Below are 26,097 nucleotides of genomic sequence, written 5' to 3'. Positions count from 1 at the left end.
TTTAAATTGAAACTGAAAAAAATCTATGTAAATCCTTTTAATCTGTGGTCAAGAAAAAATAAAACAAAGCCTCAATTATTTTGAGGCTTTTTCTTTTGAATTTTCCCGAACTTTACATTCTTAAATTACTCAAAAATGAAAGCACTTACCTTTTCTTCTTTTGGAGAATCAGATGTTTTAGAATATATAGAAATCCCTAATCCGCAATTAAAAAAAGATGAAATTTTAGTCGAGATGAAAGCCATCGGACTAAATTTTGCCGATGTTTACCGCCGAAAAGGGAATTATCATTTAAAAGGAAATCCGCCTTTTATTGCAGGTTATGAGGGCGCAGGAATTGTGGTCGATGCCAACAATCATCCAGAATACAAATTTGGTGATCGTGTGGCTTTTGCCGACGCTCCATTTGCCAATGCAGAATTGGTTGCCGTAAATGTAAATCACATTATTCCATTATCTGAAAACATTTCTTTTGAGACTGCCGCTTCTGTTTTGCTTCAAGGCTTAACCGCGCATTATCTTGCTACAGACAGTCACAAAACCCAAAAGGGAGAAACTGTTTTAATACATGCGGTTGCTGGCGGAGTTGGGCAGATATTAACTCAAATCAGTAAACTTTTGGGTGCAACGGTTATCGGTTTAACCTCATCTGCAGAAAAAGCAAAGATCGGATTTGAACAAGGTGCAGATCATGTTTTTCTTTACAATGAAGATTGGAAATCACAAGTTTTTAAAGTTCTTCCAAACGGTGTCGATGCAGTTTATGACAGTATTGGAAGCACTTTAATGGAAAGTTTTGAAATCACTAAAGAATGCGGACAAGTCGTTTTTTTCGGAATGGCGGGCGGAGATCCAGCACCTGTAGATCCTAGAATGCTTATGGACGGTTCTAAAACTTTAACTGGAGGCGACTTGTGGAGTTATTTGAATTCGAAAGAAGAACGAATTAAACGCGCAACTCAGTTATTCGATTGGATTACAGAAGGAAAAATCAAACTTTCTGAACCAACTTCTTTTAAATTATCAGAAGGAAAATTGGCTCATGATTTTCTAGAAAGCAGAAAAAGCACTGGGAAAATTATTTTGATCCCATAGCGGATCGTCTTTTCTGTCATCCTGACGGAGGAAGGATCACACACGAAGCTCCACAAAGAGCATCTCTAATCTTTGCCGAATTACTAGTCTGATCCTTCCTCCGTCAGGATGACAAACGATACGTTAACAAACCTACAATTGATCAATTTCAATTTTAGTAATTTCAGATAATTCTAAAATTCGACCGACATCTTCTTTATTGGCTACAAAAAACAAATAATTATCTCCATTTGTATTGTAACTCATTAATTCGAAACCGCGTTTTTCTAGAGCTGATTGAATATAAGGAAACAAATCATGACTATAGGTTTCATCCGGATATTCAAAATTAAGATCTTCGCCAATCATTTCAGAAATAAAATATTCAGCATCTTCGGGATCAAATTTCCAGTCACTGTTCCAAGCATCAATACTTTCAAAGAAATCAAAATGACCATCAACAATATCGTGATATTCATTTGTTCCTTTTTTATAGTCTTTAAAGAGCTTTTTAGATTGTTTTTTTAATTGTTTTTCTTCGATATTTTCTCTTGAAACTAATTTGATAAATTCTTCAAAAGATTCTAGAGTAGCTTCTACACTTTCTACTAAATTTTCAGACGAAGGAAGTTCCACCGTTTCTGGAATTTCAATATTTAAATATTGGCAGACTCCCTGCAAAACCAATTTAAAATCTCTAATTCCAATTGCTTCACTTTCATTCTTCGGATTATTTACATCCAAGAGCTCACTTTCCAACAATCCTTTTGTATAATCGAAGAAATGTTTTCCTGAATACAATATTTTAAAATCGTTTACTTCTAAACTATTGGTGCAGCAAAAAAAGATTACAAAGTTTTTTATCGAACGTTTAAAAAACTTTTTCTCCTCTGCGGTTGGTTCCGAATAAAACTGAATATGTATAAAATCATATTCTAAACCTTCTTGTATGGCTTCGTCTGAAAGAACTCCAATATTTACTTTTTTATAAAGCTCATTTAAAACTTCATACGAATTATTGAAACCAGCTTTTTTAATTTCTTCTTTTCCCTCTTCATGGTCGAAAGAACTCGGAAAGAAAAATAAATTTACCATAACATCTTCTTGAATTCCTTTTACTTTAAATTCAAGGCTAGATTCTTGGTTATATAAATACGAATAAATGGGATCGACAACATCAAAAGAAATGATCGATTTTGGATCATTATTTCTATTAAATAGATTGGAGAAAAAGCTCATAAAAATATCTTGTATAAAAACTAATCGTTTGAATATTTAAAACTCTGATTCATTTTATCAAAAGGAATCACTTCATTGACAATCGATTCTAATTCGAAATCTGTTAATAATCCTCTAGCCGATTCTACTATCTTTGGAGAAACATGTATTTCATAATCAATAATATCGCGTTGTAAAATAGCAGACAGAATTGTATTTTGCTGTTCTGTCAAATACTTTTTGTGCGATTTAAAAACAGATTCAATGTCGTTTCTAAATTCTTCATCAGTAAGTTCATTGTAAACATCTTGTTTCGACATATCGATCAATAAAACTTTGAAGATAAAATCCTGAAGATTTTTTGCCAGATAATTCACTTCGTTCATGTCATGCCAAACAAAAACGATCGGCACATCGCCATTATTTTCTTCGTTTAAAAAGAAACAATAATGATCGCCACCGCCACTTTTAGCGAACGGAATAAATTTAAATTCTGGATTTATATTGCGATAATCTTCTGGATCTTGAAGTTCTTCTATTTCTTCGGCAACCGATTTTAAATTCAATGATTCAAAATCATACGAATGTAGAAGCAAAGGCGGATTCTCTTTTAAAGTAGGATAAACCTCTGTATACCAATTTGGACCATATTCACCGACATCAAGCATGCCGTCTGCGTCTAACTGTTTGTATAAGAGCGGAAATTCAAATCCGTATTTTTTTTCGATTTCTTGTATTGTCATCTTTGGGGGAATATTCTATTAAAATCAGAATACTAAGATAACAATCTTTTCCTACATGAAAAGTGCAAAGCCAATTATTTCAAGGATTCCGCAATCATTAAGGCACATTTTTCGCCATCAATTGCTGCAGAAATAATTCCGCCCGCATAACCCGCACCTTCTCCGCAAGGATATAAACCTTTGATTTGCAAATGTTCTAAAGTCATAGGATCTCTCGGAATTCTAACCGGAGATGACGTTCTGCTTTCTGGCGCATGTAAAATAGCTTCGTTAGTTAAATAACCTCTCATTGATTTTCCAAAATCCTGAAATCCCTGACGCATAATCTGAGTTAAAAATCCTGGAAAAACCTGTCCCAATTCTACCGAAGTAGTGCCAGGCACATAAGACGTTTTCGGAATATCAGCTGAAACTTTACTTTGTGTAAAATCAATCATTCTTTGCGCTGGTACTTTTTGAGTTTGTCCAGCCAAATGCCAAGCTTTTTGTTCGATACTTTTTTGAAATTCCATTCCAGCCAAAGCGCCGAATTTGGCAAAAGGTTTGAAATCTTCTAATTTCAATTCGACTACAATTCCAGAATTTGCTGTTGACTGATCCCGTTTTGATGGTGACCAACCATTTGTAACTACCTCTCCCGGACTTGTAGCACATGGTGCAATTACACCTCCTGGACACATACAGAATGAGTACATTCCGCGACCGTTAACTTGTTTTACAATAGAATATGGCGCTGGCGGCAAATGTTCGCCACGGAAATCACAGCTGTATTGAATACTGTCGATTAATTCCTGAGCATGTTCTGCACGAACTCCCAAAGCAAAAGGTTTTGCTTCTATTAAGATTTTCTTTTTGTCTAATAATTCAAAAATATCACGCGCCGAATGTCCTGTTGCCAAAATCAATTTGTTGGCGTGAATTTTATCTCCGTTTTGCGTTACGATTCCTTCAACTTCATTGTTCTTTACTAAAATATCGCTTACACGAGTTTCGAATAAAACCTGACCACCAAATTCTCTAATTTTATTTCGGATATCTTCAATAATTTTAGGCAATTTATTAGTTCCAATGTGCGGATGCGCTTCTACCAAAATGTCTTCAGAAGCTCCAAAAGCTACTAAAAGTTCTAAAATTCTAGTTACATCACCACGTTTTTTAGAACGCGTATATAATTTTCCATCCGAATACGTTCCTGCTCCGCCTTCGCCAAAACAATAATTAGAATCTTCGTTAACGATGTGTTCGCGATTTATCGCTTTTAAGTCGCGACGACGACCTCGAACGTCTTTTCCGCGTTCCAATACAATTGGCTTTAAACCTAATTCAATTAATTGCAATGCCGCAAAAAGCCCAGCCGGACCAGCGCCAACCACAATAACTTCTTGTGCTTTGGAGACATCCTTATATATAGGAAGTTCGATCTTAGTTTCCTGAAAAGGTTCGCCTTTTAAATAAATAAGAACTTTCAAATTAATTTTAATCGCTTTCTGACGAGCATCAATAGAGCGTTTTAAAATTGAAACGTGCTGAATTTCTTGAGCAGAAACTTTAATCTGCTTAGACAAATGGTCTTTTAGCAATGATTCGTTTGCAGCAATTTCTGGTGTTACTTGAAGTAAAAGTTCTTTAGGCATTTTGTCTTTTTTATTCTATTAGCTTTTCTTTCTATGAAAAGAACATGCAAAAGTACTATTTTGAAATGAGAATTTATATCTGCTGTAAAATTTGCATTCAGATTGACACAGATGTAAGGAGATTTTCAATACAAAGAATATCGTAGAGACGCACTGCAGTGCGTTTAACATATTACGGGTAAACGTTGCGTAGACGCACTGCAGTGCGTCTCTACATACAACCTTTAAGAAAGACTTTGTATCTTTGTTCCTTACAACCTTTGCACCTTAAAAAAATGTCTAGAAAAATAAAACTAATCTGGGATTTCCGCGGACCAGCTTCTGCAAAAACTGCTGAACATCACGAAATACACCTTAAAGAATATATAGTAATTGAAAAGCTACCTTTAAATATTACAGGATTTAAAATCATAGACGACATGTACGCCATAGCTTTTATGGTCGTAACCGATGAAAATATGATAAAAGTAAGAGATGCTTTGAAACCACATCGTGGGGAAGTTTATAGTGAATAAAATTCCAAAAAAGAAAATTCCAAATTCCAATGCTTTAGATTGCTTGGAATTTGGAATTTTCTTTTTTAATGTTTTATTATTTTTGGAATTTGGAATTTAATTAGCCACCTCGCTAATAAACTTAATACGCATTAAACGTAATTCGTCAATATCGTAATCGCCATCAAATTCTTTTAAGGCATCTTCGATTTTATCAGATTCAGATTCCATGAAATAATCGTGGATTTCTTCCTGCTGATCATCATCAAGCATATCATCAATCCAATATTTAATATTTAGTTTGGTTCCAGAATAAACGATTTGCTCCATTTCTTTAATCAGTGCATCCATCGAAAGTCCTTTCGCGGAAGCGATATCATTTAATGAAAGTTTTCTATCAATATTCTGAATGATATATAATTTATTAGCAGAATTTACTCCTGTAGATTTTACTACCAAATCGTCTGGGCGAATAATATCATTGTCCTCAACATAACGGCTAATTAAAGCAACAAATTCACTTCCATATTTTTTAGCTTTTCCTTCACCAACACCATGAATATTGTATAATTCTTGAATTGTTATCGGATATTTTAAAGCCATGTCTTCAATCGAAGGATCTTGGAAAACTACAAATGGAGGAACTCCAAGTTTTTTGGCTACTTTTTTACGAAGTTCACGAAGCATTCCAGTTAAAACTTCGTCTGCAGTACCAGAAGATTTTCCTCCAGTTACAATAGTTTCATCATCGGCTTCGGTGTATTCATGATCTTCAGACATCATAAATGAAGCTGGCTTTTTGATAAAGTCAAGACCTTCTTGCGTAATTTTTATTACGCCATAAGTTTCAATATCTTTTGACAAAAGTCCTGTTACCAAAACTTGTCTCAATAAAGCCATCCAATATTTTTCGTCGTGGCCTGAACCAGAACCAAAATAAGGTTGCGTATCTGTTTTGTGCGCTTTAATAACAGCATTAATACGCCCTATTAAAGTAAAGACAATTTCTTTTGACTTGTAAATATGTTTCGTATCGCGAACAACTTCCAGCAGCTTAACCACTTCTTCTTTGGCTTCTACTTTATGTTTTGGATTACGAACGTTGTCGTCCATATCGGCTCCTTCACCTGTTTCGCTGTCAAATTCTTCACCGAAATAATGAAGAAGAAATTTTCTACGCGACATTGAAGTTTCGGCGTAAGCCACAACTTCCTGTAAAAGTGCAAAACCAATCTCTTGTTCAGCAACTGGTTTTCCAGACATAAATTTTTCTAGCTTTTCTACATCTTTATACGAGTAATAAGCCAAACAATGTCCTTCTCCGCCATCACGTCCTGCACGACCCGTTTCCTGATAGTAACTTTCTAATGATTTTGGAATGTCGTGGTGAATTACAAAACGAACATCTGGTTTATCAATTCCCATTCCGAATGCGATTGTTGCTACAACGACATCGACATCTTCCATTAAGAACATATCCTGATGTTTAGCCCGCGTTTTTGCATCCAAACCTGCGTGATAAGGAACAGCACTGATTCCGTTCACTTGTAAAACTTCGGCAATCGATTCTACTTTTTTACGGCTTAAGCAGTAAATAATTCCAGATTTGCCTTTATGCTGTTTGATAAATCGAATAATATCCGATTCGATATTTTTTGTTTTTGTACGAACTTCATAATATAAGTTCGGTCTGTTGAAAGACGCTTTAAAAGTATTAGCGTCTACCATATCAAGGTTTTTCAGAATATCTTCCTGAACCTTTGGTGTTGCAGTTGCAGTAAGTCCAATAATAGGCACTTTCCCCAGCTGCTTAATTATATTTCTCAGATTTCTGTACTCTGGCCTAAAGTCATGTCCCCATTCTGAGATACAGTGTGCTTCATCGATAGCAACAAAAGAAATAGGCACACTTTGTAAAAAGGCTACATATTCTTCTTTTGTTAATGATTCGGGGGCGACATACAAAAGTTTGGTCAATCCAGACGTAATATCTTTTTTGACTTGAGCAATTTCTGTTTTAGTTAGGGAAGAATTTAATACATGTGCAATTCCATTCTCAGACGAAAGACTTCGAATTGCGTCAACCTGATTTTTCATCAAAGCAATTAAAGGAGAAACAACAATTGCTGTTCCTTCTTGAATTAAAGCTGGCAGTTGATAGCAAAGAGACTTTCCACCACCAGTCGGCATTATTACGAACGTATTCTTTCTGTCTAGAATACTCGTAATGACTTGCTCTTGCAAGCCTTTAAATTGGCTAAAGCCGAAATACTTCTTTAATTCTTTATGTATTTCAATTTCATTTGAATTCATTCTCTATATTAATGGTATTTTGTATAAATTTGCAACACATAAAGATACAACTTTCTTTTATACATACAAATTTTAAATATTCTGTTTTGATCACAAAAGAAAATATATTGGCGATTGCCAAGAAAACAATACTCTCTGAAAGTGAAGCAATTACAAAACTAATTGATTTTTTGGACGAAAATTTTTACGAAGCTGTCCAACGCATATACGAAACCAAAGGCCGTTTAATAGTTACGGGGATTGGAAAAAGCGCGATCATTGCGCAAAAAATGGTGGCTACTTTTAACTCAACTGGAACTCCTTCTATGTTTCTACATGCCGCAGAAGCAATTCACGGCGACTTAGGAATGATTCAAAATGACGACATCATTATCTGCATTTCTAAAAGCGGAAATAGTCCAGAAATCAAAGTCCTTGTTCCTTTATTAAAAAGATTTGGAAACACCTTAATTGCTATTACAGGAAACACAACTTCATTTTTAGCAAAAGGTTCAGATTTGGTTTTAAACACAACTGTTGACACAGAGGCCTGCCCTATCAATTTAGCTCCGACAAATAGCACAACAGCACAGCTTGTAATGGGTGATGCTTTAGCCGTTTGTTTAATGGAAATGCGTGATTTTAAACCAGAAGATTTTGCAGTTTATCATCCAGGAGGTGCTTTAGGAAAAAAACTATTGCTTCGTGTAAAAGACATGATAGAAAACTCACTAAAACCAGCTGTAGCTCCTGATACATCTGTCAAAAAAGTGATTTTTGAAATCTCTGAAAAAAGATTAGGAGTTACTGCAGTAATTGAAGACAATAAAATTGTTGGAATTATTACCGATGGAGACATCCGAAGAATGCTAAACGACGTAGATACTATTGCGGACTTAACTGCAAGGGATATTATGTCTAAAAATCCAAAAGTAGTTTCGTCTGAAACTATGGCTGTCGATGCTTTAAATATTTTAGAAGACTACTCTATTACACAGCTAATTGTTTCTGACGAAGGAACGTACAAAGGCGTTTTACATTTACATGACATTTTAAAAGAAGGAATCGTATAATGGCAAAAAAAAATCTTGGCGAAATGTCATTTTTGGATCATCTTGAAGAACTAAGATGGTTATTGGTTAGAAGTACACTTGCAACATGCATAATGGCATTTGTTACTTATTTTATTAGTGATTATTTATTTGATCAAATTATTTTAGGTCCAATAAGACCAACATTCTTTACCTATGTTTGGTTTTGCGACTTATCGCATCAGCTAGGTTTTGCTGACAGCATTTGCATCACAGAACTGAATTTTATTATTCAGAATACCGAAATGGAAGGTCAGGTTAACATCTTTGTATGGATGTGTCTTCTGGCTGGTTTCATATTGAGTTTCCCTTATATTTTATGGGAAATCTGGAAATTTATCAGCCCAGCCCTTTATGAGAAAGAAAGAAAAAATGCAAAATTATTCATTTTTGTCTCTTCACTACTTTTCTTTTTAGGAGTATTATTTGGGTATTTTGTTGTAATTCCGATGTCGGTAAACTTCGTTGCTACTTTCTCCATAAGTGATGTGGTAAAAAACCAATTTACTCTAGAATCTTATATGGGAATGGTTAAAACGAGTATTCTTGGAAGCGCAATCTTTTTTGAACTTCCAATTGCTATTTATTTCTTAACAAAATTAGGATTAGTAACTCCTGAATTCTTAAGAAAGTATTGGAAATATGCTGTAGTCCTTATTTTGGTTATCGCAGCTATTGTTACACCTCCAGATGTAGTAAGTCAAACCATTGTAGCAATTCCGATGTTGATTATTTACGAAGTAAGTATTTTGATTTCGAAAGTTGTTTACAGAAATAAATTAAAAGAAAATGTCTGATATCATTCAAGAATTTAACGACTATCGTTCTAAAATGAACGAAAAACTGCTTGCCGACAATAATAAAATTGTAAAGCGAATTTTTAATCTTGACACTAACGCTTATGCTGAAGGCGCTCTTGATGTAAAAACAAAAGAACTTTTGGGTCTAGTAGCATCAGCCGTTTTAAGATGTGATGACTGCGTAAAATACCATTTAGAAACCAGCTATAAAGAAGGCGTTTCTAAAGAAGAAATGATGGAAGCAATGGGAATCGCAACTCTAGTTGGAGGAACAATTGTGATTCCTCATTTAAGAAGAGCTTATGAATTCTGGGAAGCTCTTGAAGAAAATGGCAATTAGATAATTTGATAATTAGTCAATTAGATAATTTTCATATGATATGTTAATTCGTTTAATTGATTAATTTATTTTATTTTATTTTGCCAACAGAGATAATAATTATCTCATTATCAAATTGACACATTATCTAATTAAAAAAAATGAAGCTAAGAGCCGATAATTTAATCAAAACCTATAAAGGACGTAGTGTTGTAAAAGGGATTTCTGTTGAAGTAAATCAAGGAGAAATCGTGGGGCTTTTGGGTCCGAATGGAGCTGGAAAAACAACGTCTTTTTACATGATTGTGGGATTGGTAAAACCAAATCAAGGAAACATCTATCTTGACGATTTGAACATTACTGATTACCCAATGTACAAACGTGCTCAGCAAGGAATTGGTTATTTGGCACAAGAAGCTTCCGTATTTAGAAAATTAAGCATTGAAGATAATATCTTGAGCGTTTTACAATTGACTAAACTTTCTAAAGAAGAACAGATTGCTAAAATGGAAAGTTTAATCGAAGAATTCAGTTTAGAACACATTCGCACCAACCGAGGCGATTTACTTTCTGGAGGTGAGCGTCGTCGTACAGAGATTGCCCGTGCATTGGCAACCGATCCTAAATTTATTTTATTGGATGAACCTTTTGCAGGAGTTGACCCAGTTGCAGTTGAAGATATTCAGCGAATTGTAGCGCAATTGAAAAATAAAAACATTGGAATCTTAATTACCGATCACAACGTTCAGGAAACATTAGCGATTACCGACAAAACATACTTAATGTTTGAAGGAGGAATTCTTAAAGCAGGAGTTCCAGAAGAATTGGTAGAAGATGAAATGGTTCGCCGCGTTTATCTTGGACAAAACTTCGAGCTTCGTAAAAAGAAACTGGAATTTTAAGAAAGTTATATCTGAATGGTAAAAAGTAAAATACAAATTTCTTTTTACCATTTTTTTTAATCTAAGATTCTTAAAAAAGTTACGAATGAAATCAGAAAAACCAACTCAGGAAGATTACGATAATTGGCATAAAGATCCAAAGAATTGGTATTTCTTCAACACCTGCTATTATAATCCGAAAGACAAAAGATTGCTTCCTCCCAAAAAGATTCAATGGATGGGTTATACTATAAATTTTGCCAATCCATATTCCGTAATGCTTCTATTACCTTTTATAATAATTGTTATTTTAGTTTTATTGAAATAAATTAAAAAAAGTATTCAGTGGTCAGTTTTTTAGTGGTCAGTTTTGGGCTGAGACTAAAAAACTTTTTTTTTGATAAAATACTGAAAACTAAAAATCTAAAAACTGATCACTATTACTCAACCGTAATAAAATGCAATTGTTCTAAATCGCCATTGTAGATATTAACATCAACTCGGTGTTTGATTCCTGGCAGAGAAGCTTTTTCTGTAAACTGCCAAAACAGCCAATCATCTTCGATTTTCTCTCTGTAGAAATTATAATTGGCAATCCAGAAAAGATATTCGCTAAACTCTTCTTTTAAAAAATCAGAATAATATCGTTCACCAGAATAAATTATTGGACGAACCTGATAGTGTTTTTCGACTTTATTCAACCAACGTTTCAGCCCTTTTTTCAAACTATCTAAAGGCTGATTTTTAGGTAATTTTTCGATATCTAAAACTGGCGGAAGATCTCCCTTTTGTAATTTTACTGTTTTGATAAAAAGATCTGCTTGTTCTATAGAATTTTCGTTAGGACGATAATAATGATATGCGCCACGCATGATTTTATTTTCTTTTGCTCCTTCCCAATTTCTTTTGAATTGTCTATCTACACGATCATTCCCTGCAGTTGCACGAATAAAAACAAATTGAACCGGGTATTTCTCATCTAAAATTTCGACTTCTTCCCAATCGACTTTTCCCTGAAATTCGGACACGTCGATTCCAATTACTTTTCCTTTATGATTTTCAAGAACACGAATATTTCTAACATCAGAAAGATGTTTATCAACCGCATCTTCATCTAAAACCTTTTCTGTTTTAAAACCTAAATAATAAGCAAGTCCTTTGCGATAATGATAAATTATCCCAATGAATAAAAGTCCGAAAAAAATCAATAAAAGTCCTCGAAAAAGTCTGCTCAGAAAAGATCTTCCAGCTGGTTTTCTTGAATATGTTTTACGATAAGTCGTTTTTCTTGCCATTAAACAGAATTACTTTTTCAGAAATAGATTATTGATAATAGACAGTAAAACGTAGAAAACAATAATCAGCGGAATTGCAATGTAATGAAGTAATACCCCTAACAATACTGAAACAATCAAAAACACGATTTGAAGTGCATTGTCTTTTAAGCTGAATTTTTTAATTTTTAAAGAAAATAATGGAATTTCAGCATTCATAATGTAAGCGCTACCCAAAGTAACAAGTAATAAAACCCACTGATTTGTTAATAATTCAAGAATTACAAGAGACGAATCTGCATACATATCCAGAACTATTTGCAAACTAATAATAAAAATGGCATTTGCAGGAGTTGGCAAGCCAATAAACGAATCTGTCTGACGCGTGTCTATATTAAAGTTGGCTAATCTGTAGCAGGCGCCTAAAGTTATAATAAATCCTAAAAAAGGAACAATTGCTTGATTTCCTAGTTGATCACCGCCTCTTGCAAACATACTGTACATGACGTAACCTGGTACAACGCCACTTGTAACCATATCTGCCAAAGAATCCAACTGTAACCCAAGCGGACTTGAAACTTTAAATAATCTGGCAAAAAAACCATCGAAGAAATCAAAAAAGATTCCTAAGCAAACCATGTAAAAAGCCATTAAAAAATCTCCTTTAGAGACAAAAACAACTGCGACACAGCCACAGAAAAGATTGATTAATGTAATTAGATTTGGTATATGCTTTTTAATATTCATAGCTTAAAGTTTTGATAATGGAAGAGAACAAATTTAGTATAATAACTCGATGCAAAACGAGTTTTTTCGAGAGTTTTTTATTTCAAAGTATGACTTTCGGAATATTTAACTAAAGGAACTTATTAGATGAGTAAAATATTATATTTTTGATAAAAATTTAAAAACAGGCCTCGATCTGCAAAAACATATACGTTGAAGAAATATTTAGTGTTTTTATTACTTTGGAGTTGTACTTTTCAGTATGCACAAACTGTTCGAAAATATTCGAATGAATTTATGAATATTGGTGTCGATGCCGCGGCTCTTGGAATGGCAAGTGCTGTAACTGCTTCTAGCAATGATGTAAATTCTGTTTACTGGAATCCTGCAGGTTTAACGCATCTTGAAGATCATCAAATTAGCTTAATGCACGCCAGCTATTTTGCGAATATTGCGCAATACGATTACATAGGCTACGCAAGCCCCATTGACGACAGAAGTGCTTGGGGAATTTCGCTGATCCGTTTTGGAGTCGACGATATCATGGATACCACACAATTAATAGATAATCAAGGAAATATAGACTATAATAGAATTAGCCTTTTCTCTACTGCAGATTATGGTTTTACTTTTTCTTATGCTCGAAAACTGCCTGTTGACGGATTTCAATATGGTGTAAACGCAAAAGTAATTCGAAGAGTAATTGGAAAATTTGCTAATTCGTGGGGATTTGGATTTGATATTGGACTTCAGTTTGAAAGAAACGATTGGAAATTTGGTTTAATGCTTCGAGACATTACCACAACTTACAACATTTGGAATATTGATGAAGAAGAATATGCCAAAATCGCTAATGCAATTCCAGGAGAAAATAAAGAATTACCAGAAAGCACAGAAATAACACTACCAAAAGCACAATTGGGAGTTTCAAAAAGATTTGATTTTCATAACGAATGCAGTCTTGTGACTTCTGCGAATTTAAATATGCGATTCGAACAGACAAACGATATCATTTCTTCAAAACCTATAAGTATAGACCCAGCTCTAGGGTTTGAGTTTGGCTATACCGATTTGGTTTTTGTTCGAGCTGGTGCAGGAAATTTTCAGAATGTAACACAATTGGACAATACTGAAAAAGTAAACTTTCAGCCTAATATCGGTTTAGGATTTCGATATAAAGGCATACAAATTGATTATGCCTTAACTGATTTAGGAAATCAAAGCACTGCGTTGTATTCTAATATTTTTTCGCTGAAAGTAGATTTAGGTATCTTTAGATAATAATTAGAAACCAAAAAACATTAAAATTTTAAATCATGAAAACTGTCATGTCCAAAAAAGCACTTTTTATTTTATTATTCTTATCCAGTTTTATTGGTTTCAGCCAAAGTTTAGCTTTATCTAAAGACGCTAAAATTAGCATTCTGACTTGTGGACTTGGAAACGAAACGTATTCTTATTTCGGACATACAGGAATTAGAGTTTTAGATCCTGGAAACAATTTTGACGTTGTTTACAATTACGGAACTTTTGATTTTAGAACTCCAAATTTTGTTCTAAAGTTCGCAAAAGGAGATCTCCAATATTTTGCAACAGTACACTCTTATGCAGATTTTTTTAATGAATACACTTATGAAAAAAGAAGTATTTATGAGCAGGAATTACTGATTTCTCAAGATTTAAAACAAAAACTTTTCGACCAATTAAATGCAGTTTTAGCTTCTGACGAGCGTTATTATACTTACAAATTTATCGACAAAAACTGCACTTCGATGGTTGTTGATGTGGTAAATAAAACTTTAGGCGGAAATGTAATTGCTAAAACAGAAGACACAGACAAAACCTATCGCTCTATTCTGTTTCCTTACTTTGATGGTCATTTTTATGATCAGTTGGGAACAAGTATTATTTTTGGAACGAAAGTAGATCAAATGGGAACAAGAATTTTTCTTCCATTTGAATTGAAAAACAGTTTGGACAAAACTACTTTCCAAAATAAGCCTCTCGCTGCCAAAAGCAAAACGTTATTAGAATTTACAAAAGAGACTCCAAAATCTTTGTGGAATAACATCTATACGTATCTTTTTATCTTACTTTTTGTAATCTTCGCCAGAAACAAAACAGTTGATAAAATCTACTTTTTGATTTTATCTCTTATTGGAATATTCTTTGTTATTATGGGATTTTATTCTTTTCACCAAGAACTAGCAATGAATTATAATGTATTATTATTCAGTCCGCTTTTATTGCTTTTAGTATTGTTTTCTATTTTCAAAAACAAATTATGGACTTATCGCTTTTCGTTAATCAACTTTGTCCTTTTAGTGATTTACTTTTTGTTTTTGATTAACAAAGCACATTTCTTCATCACTTTACCGTTAATCGTTACAAGCGGAGTGGTTTTAGTGCGAACAGCTATTCGCAACAAAAAACCAATTCCGATTATAATCTAAAAAATATTATTGACCTCTGTAGAACAAAACCGTAGTAATGGTTTTGAAAGTGATACTCAAATCAAGAAAAACACTTCTGTGCTTTATGTAGTATAGATCGTATTGAAGTTTAATCAAACTCTCATCTATAGATTCTCCATAAGAATAATTAACCTGCGCCCATCCTGTAAGTCCAGGCTTAATTACATGGCGTGTTTCATAAAAAGGCATTACAGCCGCGATTTCTTCAACAAAAAAAGGACGCTCAGGCCTTGGACCAATTACGCCCATGTCTCCTTTTAAAACGTTAATAAATTGAGGCAGTTCATCGATTCTTGACTTTCGCATAAATTTACCAAACGGAGTAACCCTTTTATCATTATGAACAGCAAAAACAGCTCCATTGGTTTCTGAATTCTCTGTCATGGTTCTAAATTTATAAATCTTGAAAATATCACCATTTTTCCCTACTCTTTCTTGAGTATAAAAAAGACTTCCTTTATTTGCAAAGATGTTGCAAATAAAAATTATTGGTATAAAAACTAGGGAAATTAATAGTCCCAACATAGAAAACATGATTTCTATAAGCCGAACAAAAGACAAATAAAGTTTATTGCTATTACTTCTGCTAAAAGGAAAAAATCTATAAAAATCTTTTTCTATATGATGAACTGGGATTCGTTGTGTTTTACTTTCGTAAACCTGAGTATATTCTCGTATAATAGCTCCCTTTTCTAATAAATGAAGCAGTTGCTGATATAAATCTGGAGTGATGCCATCTGTATTTTGAGAAGCAATGATGATTTCTGAAACATGATGTGTCAATACAAAATGTTCTAGAGCATCCTTCTTTATTTCTTTTACGTAATGAAAATCTAGATTTTCATCTGCAATAGAATCGGAGTTTACAAAACCAATAATTTTATAATGCGGGTCGACATTCTCTAATCCTAAAACTAATTCTTCAACTTCGCTTTGGTCACAAATCAAAACTACACTTTGAGAAAAACGATGAGAGGCTAGAAAGTAACAGTAAAACAAACGCCATACCAACAGCGTAATTAATATTGTAAAATAAAATATTAATATAACGAGCCTCTGTTTAGGCAATACAGGAGAAAGAATTGGTGTAAACAAATAAGCGAGAACAGTAGCAGTGACAGTAAAAACGACATTCTGCAGAATCTGAAGCTGATTGCTTGCCACTTGTAAATTATAAATTTCAAAAATTACTCCGAAAATATAAAGATAGGCAATTAGTAAAAGAATACTCAACGAGCTGTGAATATCAAATTCAAAATAATGATAGTCAAATACTGAACTTAATAGATATAACGCGGATAAAATAAAAATAGCATCAAAAGAAAGAAGCAATATCTTCCTCTCCGAAATTTCAAAATGCATTTTCTTTTTTGAGAACATCATTTGTAGGTTTTAATTGGGTTAGGGCAAAGCAAATGTATCGCAAAAAAATATAACTAATTTATTAATTTTCTGTTTCTTCAGGAATTTTCACTTGAACAAAAAGAAGCGATAATGCATATATAAACGCAGGGGCTGCAGTTCGCATTGCCGCATGATTTATTGTTAGCAACCAAAAAAAATAAAATGATAAAAAAAATAAATGTTGCTTATTATTGATATATTGAAAAAATGGAACTATAAAAAGAATTAAAAAGGCAGCGAGGCCAAAAACTCCATGTTCAGCAAGCAATCTAGTTATTTCATTATGTGATGCAACTTCAACACCCAATTCCTCTATCCTCTTTGACTTACTAAGTCCGGCTCCAACACCCAAAAAAGGATTATCTATAAAGAGATTTATTTCTGCATCCATAATTTCTTCTCTTCCCCCTAAACGATCTTTTTTTTCACGTCCTGCAGAATCTTTATTAGCATATCGTTTCTCAATAAGGCCTCTTGTCTGAAAAGAACTGTATGTCCAAATTCCAACACTTAAAATCCCTGTTAAAACAAAGATTAACTTTAACTTATTTTTCCCTTTTGAATTAGAAAAATAGTAAAGAAAAAGCAAAAGAAAGACAATCATTACAACAGCGGTAATAATACCTCCTCTCGAAAAAGTAACAATTCCTCGATAACTAATAAATACAAATAATCCTGAATTAATAAACAAATCTAATTTAGACTTTGAGAATAAGATCACTTGCGTAAAAAAGACAAACATCCCTAATCCTAAAATAGTAGAAACCTGATTAGGCCCAAAACCACCAGATGTTTCAAAATTTGATTGTGTTCCTGTTACAACATCTCTAATATTTGGAGTATACAGAAACAGATAGACCGTTGTAGTTATAATAGGTAAACCAAGTGCAATCATTATGTCTTTCAATCTTTCAAGTGCAATTCTCCTATTAAGCATATAAATTGCACAAATAACTATACAAAAAGGCCCAGATAAATTAAAAATTAAAATTTTTCTAAAATTTCCAGTTAAATTTGGCTCATTTGCAGTTACTACCACAGCTGGAACTAATAATAGTAGCGAAAACAGATAGATAAATGAACTTTTAGAGAAATTACTATAAAACATTCCTAAAAGCATAAAAAACATTACAGAAAACTTTATGTATTCGTTATTAAAATTCCCTCCTGTCATTCGCAAGAAAACCTCTGAACCCACTAAATAAGCACTTACTAAAAGCACTTCATTATTTCTATTCTGATTTTTACAAACAATAAAGAAACCAATTAGAGGAATCAGCAGTGCATAAATTTTTGACAAAAAAGGAAGTACAAAAACTGTCAATGCAATAAGAGCATGAAAAATAATAATTGTAAAATAAGATATTTTTGTATTTTTCATTGTAATAAAAATATTCTTTTCACTATTAATTTAGAGCCTTCAGCCAATTAATATATTCATTTAAGATTGTTTTTTCGCTAAATTTTTTTTCTACATGAGAATACAAATTTTTCCCCATATTTTCTCTACAATCTTTTTCTGCGATTAATTTACTAATGGAAAATACGAATTCATTCAAATTATTTGATTCTATTATTATACCTTGATCTGATGAAGGTATGATCTTTAATATTTCTCCAACATTTGTTGCTATCACAGGTAAACTAAACAGACCATATTCAAGAATCACTAAAGGAAGTCCTTCTGAAAGGGAAGGCAAGACAGCAATTTCACATTGCCTAAAAACTACTTGTGGATTGTTTATAGCTCCGTAAAAGAACACTGTCTTGGAAAGTTTAAGATCCTTTACTTTTGCATAAAGCTTTTCACTATAAGTATCATTAAAATCTTTTCCTATTAAGTGAAAAGTCCAATCAGGAAACTTTTTATGAATCTCGGCTGCAGCGGCAATTAATAATTCATGATTTTTTTGGGGACGCAAATTCGCCACACAAACTATTCTTTTTTCGTCTTCTCCATGAAGTTGAAAATCATTTACAAGCATAGTTGGTTCAATAATAAAATTAGGCAAATAAATTACATCCGAACATTTTAAATAATCTTTCGCCCAGATTTTAAGAGCATTGTTAACCGAGATTATTCCAGAAAAAAGAACTGAGCTAAACTTTAACACTAGACTTTTTCTTGACTTCAAATTTTGCGAAATTCCATAATGATCATGCCAAATAATTCTAACTTTTGGATATATTATTTTAATCAAAACTGCAATAAAAAAAGAAGAGCTATGAGCCTGAATAACTCCAATGTTATTGCTTTTTATAAATTTCCTTAATTTTAAAATGGCTTTAGAATCAATTTTTCCCTTTTTGTTTAAAAACAGATAAGAAACCTTATTACTTAATTGCTCCAACAGTAAGCCTTCACTACGCGTCGCTACTAATGCCGAAAATTCAATTTTGTCGGCAAGTGCATTGGCATAATTTACTGCCATCTTTTCTGCTCCTCCAGTTTCTAAAGAATCAATTATCTGAACAACTCTCATCCTATCTCAACATTAACTTTTTAATTTCTTCATTGAAAACTTCTGTGGTATACTCTTGCGACCAAGCTAATGCTAGTTTGCTTTTGAAGAAAAATTCACTTTCATTATTCAGGATTTCTTCAATTTGTAACACATCTTTTTCTAAATTCATTGTTAAAAATATTCCTCTTTTTCCATTATCTAACATATCTGAAACACAAGAAACATTTGTTGACAAGGGTACACATCCCCAGAACATTCCCTCTGCAATAACTTTTGGCCAACCTTCACTTTTAGAAGGCAAAATTACAAAATGACTTTCCTTCATGGCTTCCTTAATTGTTTCTTTGTCTCGATTACCGTGCAAAAAAATAAAATTTTCTATTTTATTCTCTAAAATAAATTGTTGCAAATTCTCTCTCTCCACTCCTTCTCCGAAAAGGCTTAATACAACATTATATCCCTTTTTCACCAATTGATTTACAACCTTGATTGCATATAGAGGATTTTTACCTTTAACCAAACTTCCTGCAAAGACTAAAGAAATTCCATTATCAAAACCTTTCTTTTCAACAACTTCTTTTTCCGTATTAGAATAAGTTGCTGTAAAAAAAGGCTTGATATTTTTTGATTGGTTGTGCCAATTTCCATAAACTAAAACGCTAATATTTCGAGTCAGAAAAGTATTATTCAAAATTGCACTTTGTAATTTGTACGTCCAAGGCTGTTTACTTTTTGGATCCCAATTACCGGCATACTTTGCCGTTTTTATCTTTTTTGGAAATAAAATCTGAACAAAACATCCTATCAATCCTATATTTCCAGGACATCTCAAATGAATATGATCTGCATGATACATTGCCCAAAATATTTTCCAAAAAATAATCGGCAATTTAAAACCCGAAATAAGCTGTTTTTTTAAAGTTATAAAATTAACCTCAGGCACAACTTTAAAAACAACATCTTTGCAATTATATGCTAAATCAATCGGAGTAAAAACTACTCGCTGTAATGGAGCTACAACAACTAATTGATCAGTATGTTCTAACCAAAGATTCATTTCTCGTACATAAGGGGCGTACGCATAATACAGATCCCGATTTTTAATATGATTTACATGCGTGATAACAACAAATTTTCTCATGTAAAATATTAGGTTAAATCTGAAATAGCCTCATTCAAAACTATTAATTCACTTGAAGCATCAATTTTAAAATCATACAAATTATAATATTTCTTATAATACTCCAATGTATTTTGCCTTAAAATCTGTTTTTCACTTCCTGATAGAGAAAGAGCTTTATCAATTACTTTTTTAATATCTGTAAAATTACGGTATTCGAAACAATTAATACCATCTTGCAGTGACGGATTCAGCCAATTCGCATAATTTAAAATTGGAATTACTCCGACAGACATTGCTTCAAGAATATTATGACACATAGGCATAGTCATGCCGGGTGCGCAAAAAATAAAATCTGCTGTAGATAGATAATAACGCCACTTTTCTATTGGAATTGCTCCTGTCTGCCATTTCATTAAAACAAAACTTTCTTTAAATTTTAATGAATCAAGATCCTGTAAAAGTTCATCTCCGCTTACAGAATACAATTTATCATGTTTCAAGACTTGCTGATAAATTTCCCATCTGTTCATTATTCCGAAGTTTTTAGAAATAACACCTGAGTTATATATTTTTTCATCAAAGTTTCCACTCATCAATATACCAACTTTTTTTTCCATCATTTCCACATCACCATGTAAATAATTGCTTGGATGCATTATATAAGGTAATGCATTTTTATTAAAATTGGAAATAGAGTATATTTTTCTATAATTATAACTTACTTTGAAATCGGCATTTTTATTATGACTAAAAACCTTTGTTTTCTTAAGTCTTGAAAAAGGCTTTGAAAAGTAGATATAATCAAGCTCGCGAAACCATCTTGCCAAAAATATCATTCTTAAGACTGAAAACTTTATAACAATTGGCTCGTTGTATACTGCTCTAATTCTAAAAAAAAGATTTAAGTAAGTGCGAACTTTCGTTTTATGATTTAAATGTAAATAAACAACTGCATCATCACCATTATAATATCTTACATGGGAGTAGTTTTGCTTAAACTCTTTAAGTTTCTTCGCAATTTTCTTTTTTATAATTAAAATCATTTTCTTTTTGGTTTACTAAAAATTAAACTGCACCATCCAACAATTCTTCCAATACTTTCTTTAAAAGCAGATTGCTTATCAGATTCTGTAAATACATTTGTTAGTCTTATCATGATTAACAAAATAGTAATAGCATTCCATTTAAAACGATCAATGATTTTTGGATTTGGATTTTTAATCCTCCAAACATACCATCCATTTCTTACTACCATTTTCCCATATTTATATTGATTTGGTCTTCCTGATGGATCATGATAATGATACAGTTTGGCACTTGTATTAATGACATTTTTACCAAATTGTAAAGCTCTTAAACTAAAATCTGCATCTTCATATAAACCATAACCTTCAAAAAATTTTGAGAACTTAATTTTATTTAGTACATCTATTTTAAATGACATAGACATTCCAATTAACAAATCAACCTCATAAGTTTTACCTGTCAATGGGAAGCCACAAGTTTTTCCATGCGAATAAAACGGCATTTTTCCTGATCCTAAATTTGAAGCTAGACCTAGAAAATTTCTTGCAACATTTCTTAAGCCTTCTTTGTAAAAATATCCTTCAAACAAATAAAACTTCTTTTTATTATAATATTGGTTCTTATTTTGAAGCTTCCATTTATTTTCATTTACAGCAACTCCTCCAACTCCAATAATTTCCTCATCACTCTCAAATGTTTTAGCAATTTCTTTAAAATATTCTGGCTCTAGAATAGTATCATCGTCAAGAAAACAAACAATTTCTGCGTCTGAATCAACTTTTAAAATTCCAATATTACGTTGTTTAGTTAACCCTCGGTCTTCATTTTTAACTCTTGTATATTTTACTTTTTCAAAATTATTTTTCTTCAGCATTGTTTCAGTCGTATCGTTTGTCGAACCGTCAATAATTAAAATTTCATCTGGATATCTATCCTGAAGTTTAATAGATTGAAGTAGTGCAAGCAAAGACTCTACCCGCATGTAGGTACAGATTATTAAGGAAATTTTCATTCTTTGCTATTTAATTTATTGGCCCAATATAAACTTCTATCCCATTGAATTTTATAATTTTTATAATATTTAATAGGATTTTTAATTTTTTGAACCTTATAAAATTTAAAAAATAGAGTGGTTTTATACCCTTTTAATTGTTGTTTGGTCTCATTTAAAAGTTTATACAACATTATTGTTGGAGATGGTTTTGGTTGAATTAAATCATTCGTCCAATCTAAAATATGTTTTGCTCTAAAACCTCCAATTGGTGCTTTGAGATGGACTATTTCTGGTTTTGGAGAATATATAACGTCAAATCCCTGGTTTCTAAGTTGCATTCCATAGTCACTATCTTCTCCATAACCAAATTCAAAACTTGTGTTATAAGACATCGAACCTATATTTTTTGATTTTACAATACTACAGCCTGAGCCAAAATTACCCGATTGAAATCTATGCTTGATTTTTTTGTTTTCAGCATAATCGGATGCATAACATCCAAATGTTACTTGTTCTAGTCCATCTTTTTTTATAACCTCAAAAGCTTCTTCTAAAAAAATCTTATCAATTCTGATATCATCATCAGCCATAAATACCCATTCGCTTTTTATTTCTGCAAGAGCTAAATTTCGTGCATTACACGCTCCTGTTTTATGCGTAAAAATGTGTTTAATGTAAAATGGCCAATTATTACTTTCAATAAAATCAAGTTCTGAAAAAGAGCCAACAAAAGGATTTTGTTCTACAATTATTACTTTTTTTGGTAAATGAGTTTGTAATGCTAAATCTTTTAAGAAATCATGCAAGTATTTTTTGCGTCCAATTGTCGGAATTATGATGTCTATAGAGCCGTCTTCTACTGCCTTTTTTTGCGATTGGCTTTCTATAAGTTGTAATAAATCATCTTTTAAATATCGCTTGTTGTAGAAGATTGTAAAAAAGAGTGGTAAAAAAGCAAACTTTTTTTCATAAAGAAATAAATTTAAAAACAACAAAAATGTCCAACGTGTTTTATAATGTTGTTTAACAAATCGAAACAAGAGATAATTATTGTTTTTAAATTTGGGGAATATTACTTCAGATTTTTTAAGCAACCTTGGTTCAGAATAGCAATATAAACCTAGTGGCATTACTAACTTAGCCATTGAGTGTAAAAAGTAATCAAAATTTAAATCTTTCAAAATTTGATTGTTTAAAGCATTTAAAACCTCCGCATTAATTCCGCCAACATGAGTGCTCATCATCCAAGTCGGATAAGTGACATCTTTTTTTACATTTATAAAGAGAGAGAGATCTGCATATCCTATCGTTTCTGGAAAAAATGAATTTGTTGACAGATTATATGATGCCATTATTTTTTTATGATGAAAAATCTCTGCCAATTCGGTACAATTTAAATTTGATTTTAAATCTAATTGACACCAAATAATAAGACATTCAGGATATTGCTTAGCAATCTGAAATAAATTGTTTACTATATTTTTTTCGGAAAATAGAATACTTTTTCCATCAAAGTCAACTTCAACAACTTTATTGTTTTGATGATAAACTATAACTAGCATTAAATAGAATTTGAATTTATTACTTTTAAATAAAATGCTATATTTTCTTTTGCAAGTTTGTTAATATCAAACTTATTTTCGACTCTTTTTCTGGCATTTTTTCCAATTTCTAAACTCAAATCACACTTTTTAAAAATATTACGAATCCTACTAGCATATTCATCATGATTTGAAGGATAAACCAAATAACCACTTTCTCCATCAATAATCAATTCTTGTGCCCAACCTATATCGCTATTTACAACAGCTTTCTGCATAGCCATGGCTTCTGTTGTTACCATTCCGAAAGTTTCTGCATATGTTGGAAACACACATACGTTTGCTTTCTTTATATAGTTTTGAATTTCTCTATATGGAATTTTACCTAGATAATTTACATTTTTCAAATCATCTGTAGTAAACAAAGCCTTCATTAACTCCCAAGTTGATTTTGATTTTGTTTTCAAATCTGGAGCATCGCCTCCTATTAAAATTAATTTGGCATCCGAAAAATCATTACGGACTTTTTTAAAAATTCCTGGCAGTTCTAAAACTCCTTTTTTTCTTATCAAAGCACCGATGTAAAGAATTACATTTTCTTCAAACTTTTCTGGTTTTTCGTTTTCAAAATTTTGAAGATTCAAACCATTATAAATTGTCTTAATTTCTTTTCCCTTTATCTTAAAAAGCTTTTTTGAAATTTCACCAGCAAATTTTGTTGGAGCAATAAATGCGTCTGCATTACTAATTGCTAATTTTTCAAACCAGAAATTCTTAAGTTTTTGCCTTCTATTTTCTAAATAGCAGAAATAAGCATCACTACCATGAAAACGAATTATTAACGGAATTTTAAACCGCATAAAAGCTGTAATTCCAGTCCAATCTGCCGCTTCAATGATGTCGATCTTTTTTTCGAGAATAATTCTATTAATGAATTTTTGTATTTTTTTTCTATTCCAGTAAAAATTAAAAAACTTCCCTTTATTATTACTCAAACTATAAATCGTCGTATTCTTTTCTTCGATAACAAATTCTTCCTTTTGTCCATATACAAAAACAGAAACCTGTACATTAAACTCTTTTAGTTTTTCAGCCAAAGTAAAAACGCTTGTCCCAATTCCTCCATCGTGCCCGAAAGCATTATGAGGATAATGAGAAACAATATAAGCAACATGTAGGTCTGGTTTCATTTTTTTATTTTATTCAATTTTTTCTTCACGGTACGTTTTAATTGTCTTTCTTTCGTTTTCAAGAATCTTTTGAAACTAAATTTATATCCTCCAATATTAAGAAAACTACCTGCAGAAAAACATACCAAAAGCTCGTTTTCTTTACTCTTATTTAAATCTAACGCATCACTTTTTTTAATAAAAATCTTCTGCTCGTAACTTCTTTTTTTGCTACTCTTCTTTGCGAATGAAAAAATTTTTGAGAAAAGACCAAAATCTTGTTGTACTGCAAACTCTTTGTAATTTAATGATTTTGACACCTCAAAAACTTTCACTGCATTATTAACGACCAAGGATATATTAGATTTTTCAAGCTTTAACCAAGAGAAATAAACTAAAAGTGGAGGTAGAAAATAATCCTTCTTTATAAAATAAATATTTCTCGGAAACTGAAAATTTTCTTCATTTAAAACAAATTCTGCTTCAAAATAGTTAGACAGATATGCCTTAATTTCATCTCTATTCCTACTAGCATTTATAAAAAAACATAAATTATGCAACTGTATTTTTTGATCCAAATGATTATATTTTATCCATCGTTCTGGATAATAATCTTTATCATTAAGTTCTTTACTTTTTTGTCCATCAAAATTTTTGAATGGTCTTATAATTTTTGAATCACTTTTTTCCCCAAGCCAAGCTGTCCACCAAGAGAAAGTAGAATTACTTATTATAAAATCATGACACATTGTTCCTAGACAAAGTTGTTCCGTTTCATTTAACCCATCTCCAAAAAAGGCATTTTCTAAAAATGAAAAATGATATTTGCAATAATTGATATCATCACTCAAAACAATAAGATTACAAGAAATCCAATCTGGAAAAAATACTGCTAAACTATTTAAATAATAATTTATTGGAAGTTGAAAATAATCCTTGTGATTTACAAAATCTCCTCTGCGGATAGAAATTAAAATTGTACGTTTTTTTAAAACCTCACCATATTTATTATTAATTTTTTCTTTTAAAGAATCTGAAAACTCAAAATAGTATTTTGTCAATTCGATATCAAAGTATTTTTCTGTTTGCAACCAACCACTAATATCAAAATTATCAGCTCCAAAAATCCATTGATGATAATGATATTCTTTTTCCTCAATATGGTTAAACAAAGATTGATTTAAGGATAAAAGTGGTAATTTATTTTTAAATGCATCTTGATATTTCCATTGCAAAAAAGAGAATTCTCGATTATTCTTGACCGCTAAACCGATAGTTGAGGCTATTTGAAAAAGTTGATTCCCCAAATTACCTTTCTTTCCTATTTTACTAAATGTTAACATTTTGAATATTAA

Annotated in this window: 24 protein-coding genes; 9 read left to right on the top strand and 15 right to left on the bottom strand. The window is 31.9% G+C overall.

Features of this window, described 5'->3' with window-relative positions; translation table 11 throughout:
* The first annotated feature begins 135 nt into the window (after nucleotides 1-135).
* On the top strand, nucleotides 136-1,095 hold the full coding sequence (locus BSF41_RS10045; protein ID WP_095929375.1) for a quinone oxidoreductase: 960 nt from the start codon (nucleotides 136-138) through the stop codon (nucleotides 1,093-1,095).
* A gap of 132 nt (nucleotides 1,096-1,227) precedes the next feature.
* Here BSF41_RS10045 and BSF41_RS10040 read toward each other — a convergent pair whose 3' ends face one another.
* From BSF41_RS10040 to BSF41_RS10030, 3 genes are all read right to left on the bottom strand, one after another.
* Nucleotides 1,228-2,313, bottom strand: a complete 1,086-nt coding sequence (locus BSF41_RS10040; RefSeq protein WP_095929374.1) for a hypothetical protein — start codon at nucleotides 2,311-2,313, stop codon at nucleotides 1,228-1,230.
* Nucleotides 2,314-2,333: 20 nt separating this feature from the next.
* Nucleotides 2,334-3,035, bottom strand: coding sequence for an SMI1/KNR4 family protein (locus tag BSF41_RS10035; protein ID WP_095929373.1), 702 nt, complete (start codon nucleotides 3,033-3,035; stop codon nucleotides 2,334-2,336).
* Between the two features lie 74 nt (nucleotides 3,036-3,109).
* On the bottom strand, nucleotides 3,110-4,669 hold the full coding sequence (locus tag BSF41_RS10030) for an NAD(P)/FAD-dependent oxidoreductase (RefSeq protein WP_095929372.1): 1,560 nt from the start codon (nucleotides 4,667-4,669) through the stop codon (nucleotides 3,110-3,112).
* A 275-nt stretch (nucleotides 4,670-4,944) separates the two neighbouring features.
* On the opposite strand from BSF41_RS10030, the gene BSF41_RS10025 reads away from it, so the two are divergent.
* The gene (locus BSF41_RS10025) at nucleotides 4,945-5,184 is read left to right on the top strand and encodes a hypothetical protein (RefSeq protein WP_095929371.1); all 240 of its coding nucleotides are present in this window, start codon (nucleotides 4,945-4,947) and stop codon (nucleotides 5,182-5,184) included.
* A gap of 96 nt (nucleotides 5,185-5,280) precedes the next feature.
* Here the strand turns inward: BSF41_RS10025 and BSF41_RS10020 are convergent, their stop codons facing one another.
* Complete coding sequence (locus BSF41_RS10020; protein ID WP_095929370.1) at nucleotides 5,281-7,476, bottom strand: ATP-dependent DNA helicase RecQ; 2,196 nt, start codon at nucleotides 7,474-7,476, stop codon at nucleotides 5,281-5,283.
* 86 nt (nucleotides 7,477-7,562) lie between these two features.
* Here BSF41_RS10020 and BSF41_RS10015 point away from each other — a divergent pair, with 86 nt between their 5' ends.
* From BSF41_RS10015 to BSF41_RS09995, 5 genes are all read left to right on the top strand, one after another.
* A complete protein-coding gene (locus BSF41_RS10015; RefSeq protein ID WP_172426880.1) occupies nucleotides 7,563-8,528 on the top strand; it encodes an SIS domain-containing protein in 966 nt (321 codons plus the stop codon).
* Nucleotides 8,528-9,343, top strand: coding sequence for a twin-arginine translocase subunit TatC (gene tatC / locus BSF41_RS10010; RefSeq protein WP_095929369.1), 816 nt, complete (start codon nucleotides 8,528-8,530; stop codon nucleotides 9,341-9,343). The genes BSF41_RS10015 and tatC overlap by 1 nt, the downstream gene beginning before the upstream one ends.
* Complete coding sequence (locus BSF41_RS10005) at nucleotides 9,336-9,686, top strand: carboxymuconolactone decarboxylase family protein (RefSeq protein WP_095929368.1); 351 nt, start codon at nucleotides 9,336-9,338, stop codon at nucleotides 9,684-9,686. Before tatC ends, BSF41_RS10005 begins: the two co-directional genes overlap by 8 nt.
* 140 nt (nucleotides 9,687-9,826) lie before the next feature.
* Complete coding sequence (gene lptB, locus BSF41_RS10000; RefSeq protein WP_029272155.1) at nucleotides 9,827-10,567, top strand: LPS export ABC transporter ATP-binding protein; 741 nt, start codon at nucleotides 9,827-9,829, stop codon at nucleotides 10,565-10,567.
* An 85-nt stretch (nucleotides 10,568-10,652) separates the two neighbouring features.
* The gene (locus BSF41_RS09995) at nucleotides 10,653-10,874 is read left to right on the top strand and encodes a DUF5808 domain-containing protein (protein ID WP_095929367.1); all 222 of its coding nucleotides are present in this window, start codon (nucleotides 10,653-10,655) and stop codon (nucleotides 10,872-10,874) included.
* Between the two features lie 112 nt (nucleotides 10,875-10,986).
* Here BSF41_RS09995 and BSF41_RS09990 read toward each other — a convergent pair whose 3' ends face one another.
* Nucleotides 10,987-11,841 carry a glycoside hydrolase family 25 protein gene (locus BSF41_RS09990; RefSeq protein ID WP_095929366.1) on the bottom strand — a complete coding sequence of 285 codons (855 nt, stop codon included), beginning with the start codon at nucleotides 11,839-11,841 and terminating at the stop codon, nucleotides 10,987-10,989.
* Nucleotides 11,842-11,850: 9 nt separating this feature from the next.
* A complete protein-coding gene (locus BSF41_RS09985; protein WP_095929365.1) occupies nucleotides 11,851-12,567 on the bottom strand; it encodes a phosphatidylcholine/phosphatidylserine synthase in 717 nt (238 codons plus the stop codon).
* Nucleotides 12,568-12,843: 276 nt separating this feature from the next.
* Between BSF41_RS09985 and BSF41_RS09980 the strand changes: the two genes are divergently transcribed.
* Entirely contained in the window at nucleotides 12,844-13,827 is a 984-nt protein-coding gene (locus BSF41_RS09980; RefSeq protein WP_095929557.1) for a PorV/PorQ family protein, read from the top strand.
* A 35-nt stretch (nucleotides 13,828-13,862) separates the two neighbouring features.
* Nucleotides 13,863-14,999 carry a DUF4105 domain-containing protein gene (locus tag BSF41_RS09975; protein ID WP_095929364.1) on the top strand — a complete coding sequence of 379 codons (1,137 nt, stop codon included), beginning with the start codon at nucleotides 13,863-13,865 and terminating at the stop codon, nucleotides 14,997-14,999.
* 6 nt (nucleotides 15,000-15,005) lie between these two features.
* Here the strand turns inward: BSF41_RS09975 and BSF41_RS09970 are convergent, their stop codons facing one another.
* The 9 genes from BSF41_RS09970 to BSF41_RS09930 form a co-directional block, all read right to left on the bottom strand.
* The gene (locus BSF41_RS09970) at nucleotides 15,006-16,400 is read right to left on the bottom strand and encodes a sugar transferase (RefSeq protein WP_095929363.1); all 1,395 of its coding nucleotides are present in this window, start codon (nucleotides 16,398-16,400) and stop codon (nucleotides 15,006-15,008) included.
* Between the two features lie 64 nt (nucleotides 16,401-16,464).
* Nucleotides 16,465-17,805 (bottom strand): O-antigen ligase, encoded by a 1,341-nt coding sequence (locus BSF41_RS09965; RefSeq protein ID WP_095929362.1) that lies wholly within the window; start codon nucleotides 17,803-17,805, stop codon nucleotides 16,465-16,467.
* 25 nt (nucleotides 17,806-17,830) lie between these two features.
* Complete coding sequence (locus BSF41_RS09960; RefSeq protein WP_095929361.1) at nucleotides 17,831-18,907, bottom strand: glycosyltransferase; 1,077 nt, start codon at nucleotides 18,905-18,907, stop codon at nucleotides 17,831-17,833.
* Between the two features lies 1 nt (nucleotide 18,908).
* Entirely contained in the window at nucleotides 18,909-20,030 is a 1,122-nt protein-coding gene (locus tag BSF41_RS09955; RefSeq protein ID WP_095929360.1) for a glycosyltransferase family 4 protein, read from the bottom strand.
* Between the two features lie 8 nt (nucleotides 20,031-20,038).
* The gene (locus tag BSF41_RS09950) at nucleotides 20,039-21,055 is read right to left on the bottom strand and encodes a glycosyltransferase (RefSeq protein WP_095929359.1); all 1,017 of its coding nucleotides are present in this window, start codon (nucleotides 21,053-21,055) and stop codon (nucleotides 20,039-20,041) included.
* On the bottom strand, nucleotides 21,052-22,050 hold the full coding sequence (locus BSF41_RS09945) for a glycosyltransferase family 2 protein (RefSeq protein ID WP_095929358.1): 999 nt from the start codon (nucleotides 22,048-22,050) through the stop codon (nucleotides 21,052-21,054). Before BSF41_RS09945 ends, BSF41_RS09950 begins: the two co-directional genes overlap by 4 nt.
* A complete protein-coding gene (locus tag BSF41_RS09940; RefSeq protein WP_095929357.1) occupies nucleotides 22,047-23,594 on the bottom strand; it encodes a glycosyltransferase family 2 protein in 1,548 nt (515 codons plus the stop codon). The genes BSF41_RS09945 and BSF41_RS09940 overlap by 4 nt, the downstream gene beginning before the upstream one ends.
* Complete coding sequence (locus BSF41_RS09935) at nucleotides 23,594-24,763, bottom strand: glycosyltransferase family 4 protein (RefSeq protein ID WP_095929356.1); 1,170 nt, start codon at nucleotides 24,761-24,763, stop codon at nucleotides 23,594-23,596. Before BSF41_RS09935 ends, BSF41_RS09940 begins: the two co-directional genes overlap by 1 nt.
* Nucleotides 24,760-26,085 carry an alpha-1,2-fucosyltransferase gene (locus tag BSF41_RS09930; RefSeq protein WP_095929355.1) on the bottom strand — a complete coding sequence of 442 codons (1,326 nt, stop codon included), beginning with the start codon at nucleotides 26,083-26,085 and terminating at the stop codon, nucleotides 24,760-24,762. Before BSF41_RS09930 ends, BSF41_RS09935 begins: the two co-directional genes overlap by 4 nt.
* Nucleotides 26,086-26,097: the final 12 nt, after the last annotated feature.

The organism is Flavobacterium sp. ACN2 (assembly GCF_002303885.1).
GTDB lineage: Bacteria > Bacteroidota > Bacteroidia > Flavobacteriales > Flavobacteriaceae > Flavobacterium.
Note: the sequence above shows the minus strand (reverse complement) of the source record. Positions and strands in the feature narration are given on the sequence as shown.

Excerpts from the sequence above, each read along its gene's own strand:
- BSF41_RS09985 (WP_095929365.1), bottom strand. The coding sequence starts at position 12,567 with ATGAATATTAAAAAGCATATACCAAATCTAATTACATTAATCAATCTT.
- BSF41_RS10005 (WP_095929368.1), top strand. The coding sequence starts at position 9,336 with ATGTCTGATATCATTCAAGAATTTAACGACTATCGTTCTAAAATGAAC.
- BSF41_RS09955 (WP_095929360.1), bottom strand. The coding sequence starts at position 20,030 with ATGAGAAAATTTGTTGTTATCACGCATGTAAATCATATTAAAAATCGG.
- BSF41_RS09990 (WP_095929366.1), bottom strand. The coding sequence starts at position 11,841 with ATGGCAAGAAAAACGACTTATCGTAAAACATATTCAAGAAAACCAGCT.
- BSF41_RS09960 (WP_095929361.1), bottom strand. The coding sequence starts at position 18,907 with ATGAGAGTTGTTCAGATAATTGATTCTTTAGAAACTGGAGGAGCAGAA.
- BSF41_RS09980 (WP_095929557.1), top strand. The coding sequence starts at position 12,844 with ATGAATATTGGTGTCGATGCCGCGGCTCTTGGAATGGCAAGTGCTGTA.
- BSF41_RS10035 (WP_095929373.1), bottom strand. The coding sequence starts at position 3,035 with ATGACAATACAAGAAATCGAAAAAAAATACGGATTTGAATTTCCGCTC.
- BSF41_RS09940 (WP_095929357.1), bottom strand. The coding sequence starts at position 23,594 with ATGCTAGTTATAGTTTATCATCAAAACAATAAAGTTGTTGAAGTTGAC.
- BSF41_RS09975 (WP_095929364.1), top strand. The coding sequence starts at position 13,863 with ATGAAAACTGTCATGTCCAAAAAAGCACTTTTTATTTTATTATTCTTA.
- BSF41_RS10020 (WP_095929370.1), bottom strand. The coding sequence starts at position 7,476 with ATGAATTCAAATGAAATTGAAATACATAAAGAATTAAAGAAGTATTTC.
- BSF41_RS09970 (WP_095929363.1), bottom strand. The coding sequence starts at position 16,400 with ATGTTCTCAAAAAAGAAAATGCATTTTGAAATTTCGGAGAGGAAGATA.
- tatC (WP_095929369.1), top strand. The coding sequence starts at position 8,528 with ATGGCAAAAAAAAATCTTGGCGAAATGTCATTTTTGGATCATCTTGAA.
- lptB (WP_029272155.1), top strand. The coding sequence starts at position 9,827 with ATGAAGCTAAGAGCCGATAATTTAATCAAAACCTATAAAGGACGTAGT.
- BSF41_RS09945 (WP_095929358.1), bottom strand. The coding sequence starts at position 22,050 with ATGAAAATTTCCTTAATAATCTGTACCTACATGCGGGTAGAGTCTTTG.
- BSF41_RS10045 (WP_095929375.1), top strand. The coding sequence starts at position 136 with ATGAAAGCACTTACCTTTTCTTCTTTTGGAGAATCAGATGTTTTAGAA.
- BSF41_RS09995 (WP_095929367.1), top strand. The coding sequence starts at position 10,653 with ATGAAATCAGAAAAACCAACTCAGGAAGATTACGATAATTGGCATAAA.
- BSF41_RS10040 (WP_095929374.1), bottom strand. The coding sequence starts at position 2,313 with ATGAGCTTTTTCTCCAATCTATTTAATAGAAATAATGATCCAAAATCG.
- BSF41_RS10030 (WP_095929372.1), bottom strand. The coding sequence starts at position 4,669 with ATGCCTAAAGAACTTTTACTTCAAGTAACACCAGAAATTGCTGCAAAC.
- BSF41_RS09965 (WP_095929362.1), bottom strand. The coding sequence starts at position 17,805 with ATGAAAAATACAAAAATATCTTATTTTACAATTATTATTTTTCATGCT.
- BSF41_RS09935 (WP_095929356.1), bottom strand. The coding sequence starts at position 24,763 with ATGAAACCAGACCTACATGTTGCTTATATTGTTTCTCATTATCCTCAT.
- BSF41_RS09930 (WP_095929355.1), bottom strand. The coding sequence starts at position 26,085 with ATGTTAACATTTAGTAAAATAGGAAAGAAAGGTAATTTGGGGAATCAA.
- BSF41_RS09950 (WP_095929359.1), bottom strand. The coding sequence starts at position 21,055 with ATGATTTTAATTATAAAAAAGAAAATTGCGAAGAAACTTAAAGAGTTT.
- BSF41_RS10025 (WP_095929371.1), top strand. The coding sequence starts at position 4,945 with ATGTCTAGAAAAATAAAACTAATCTGGGATTTCCGCGGACCAGCTTCT.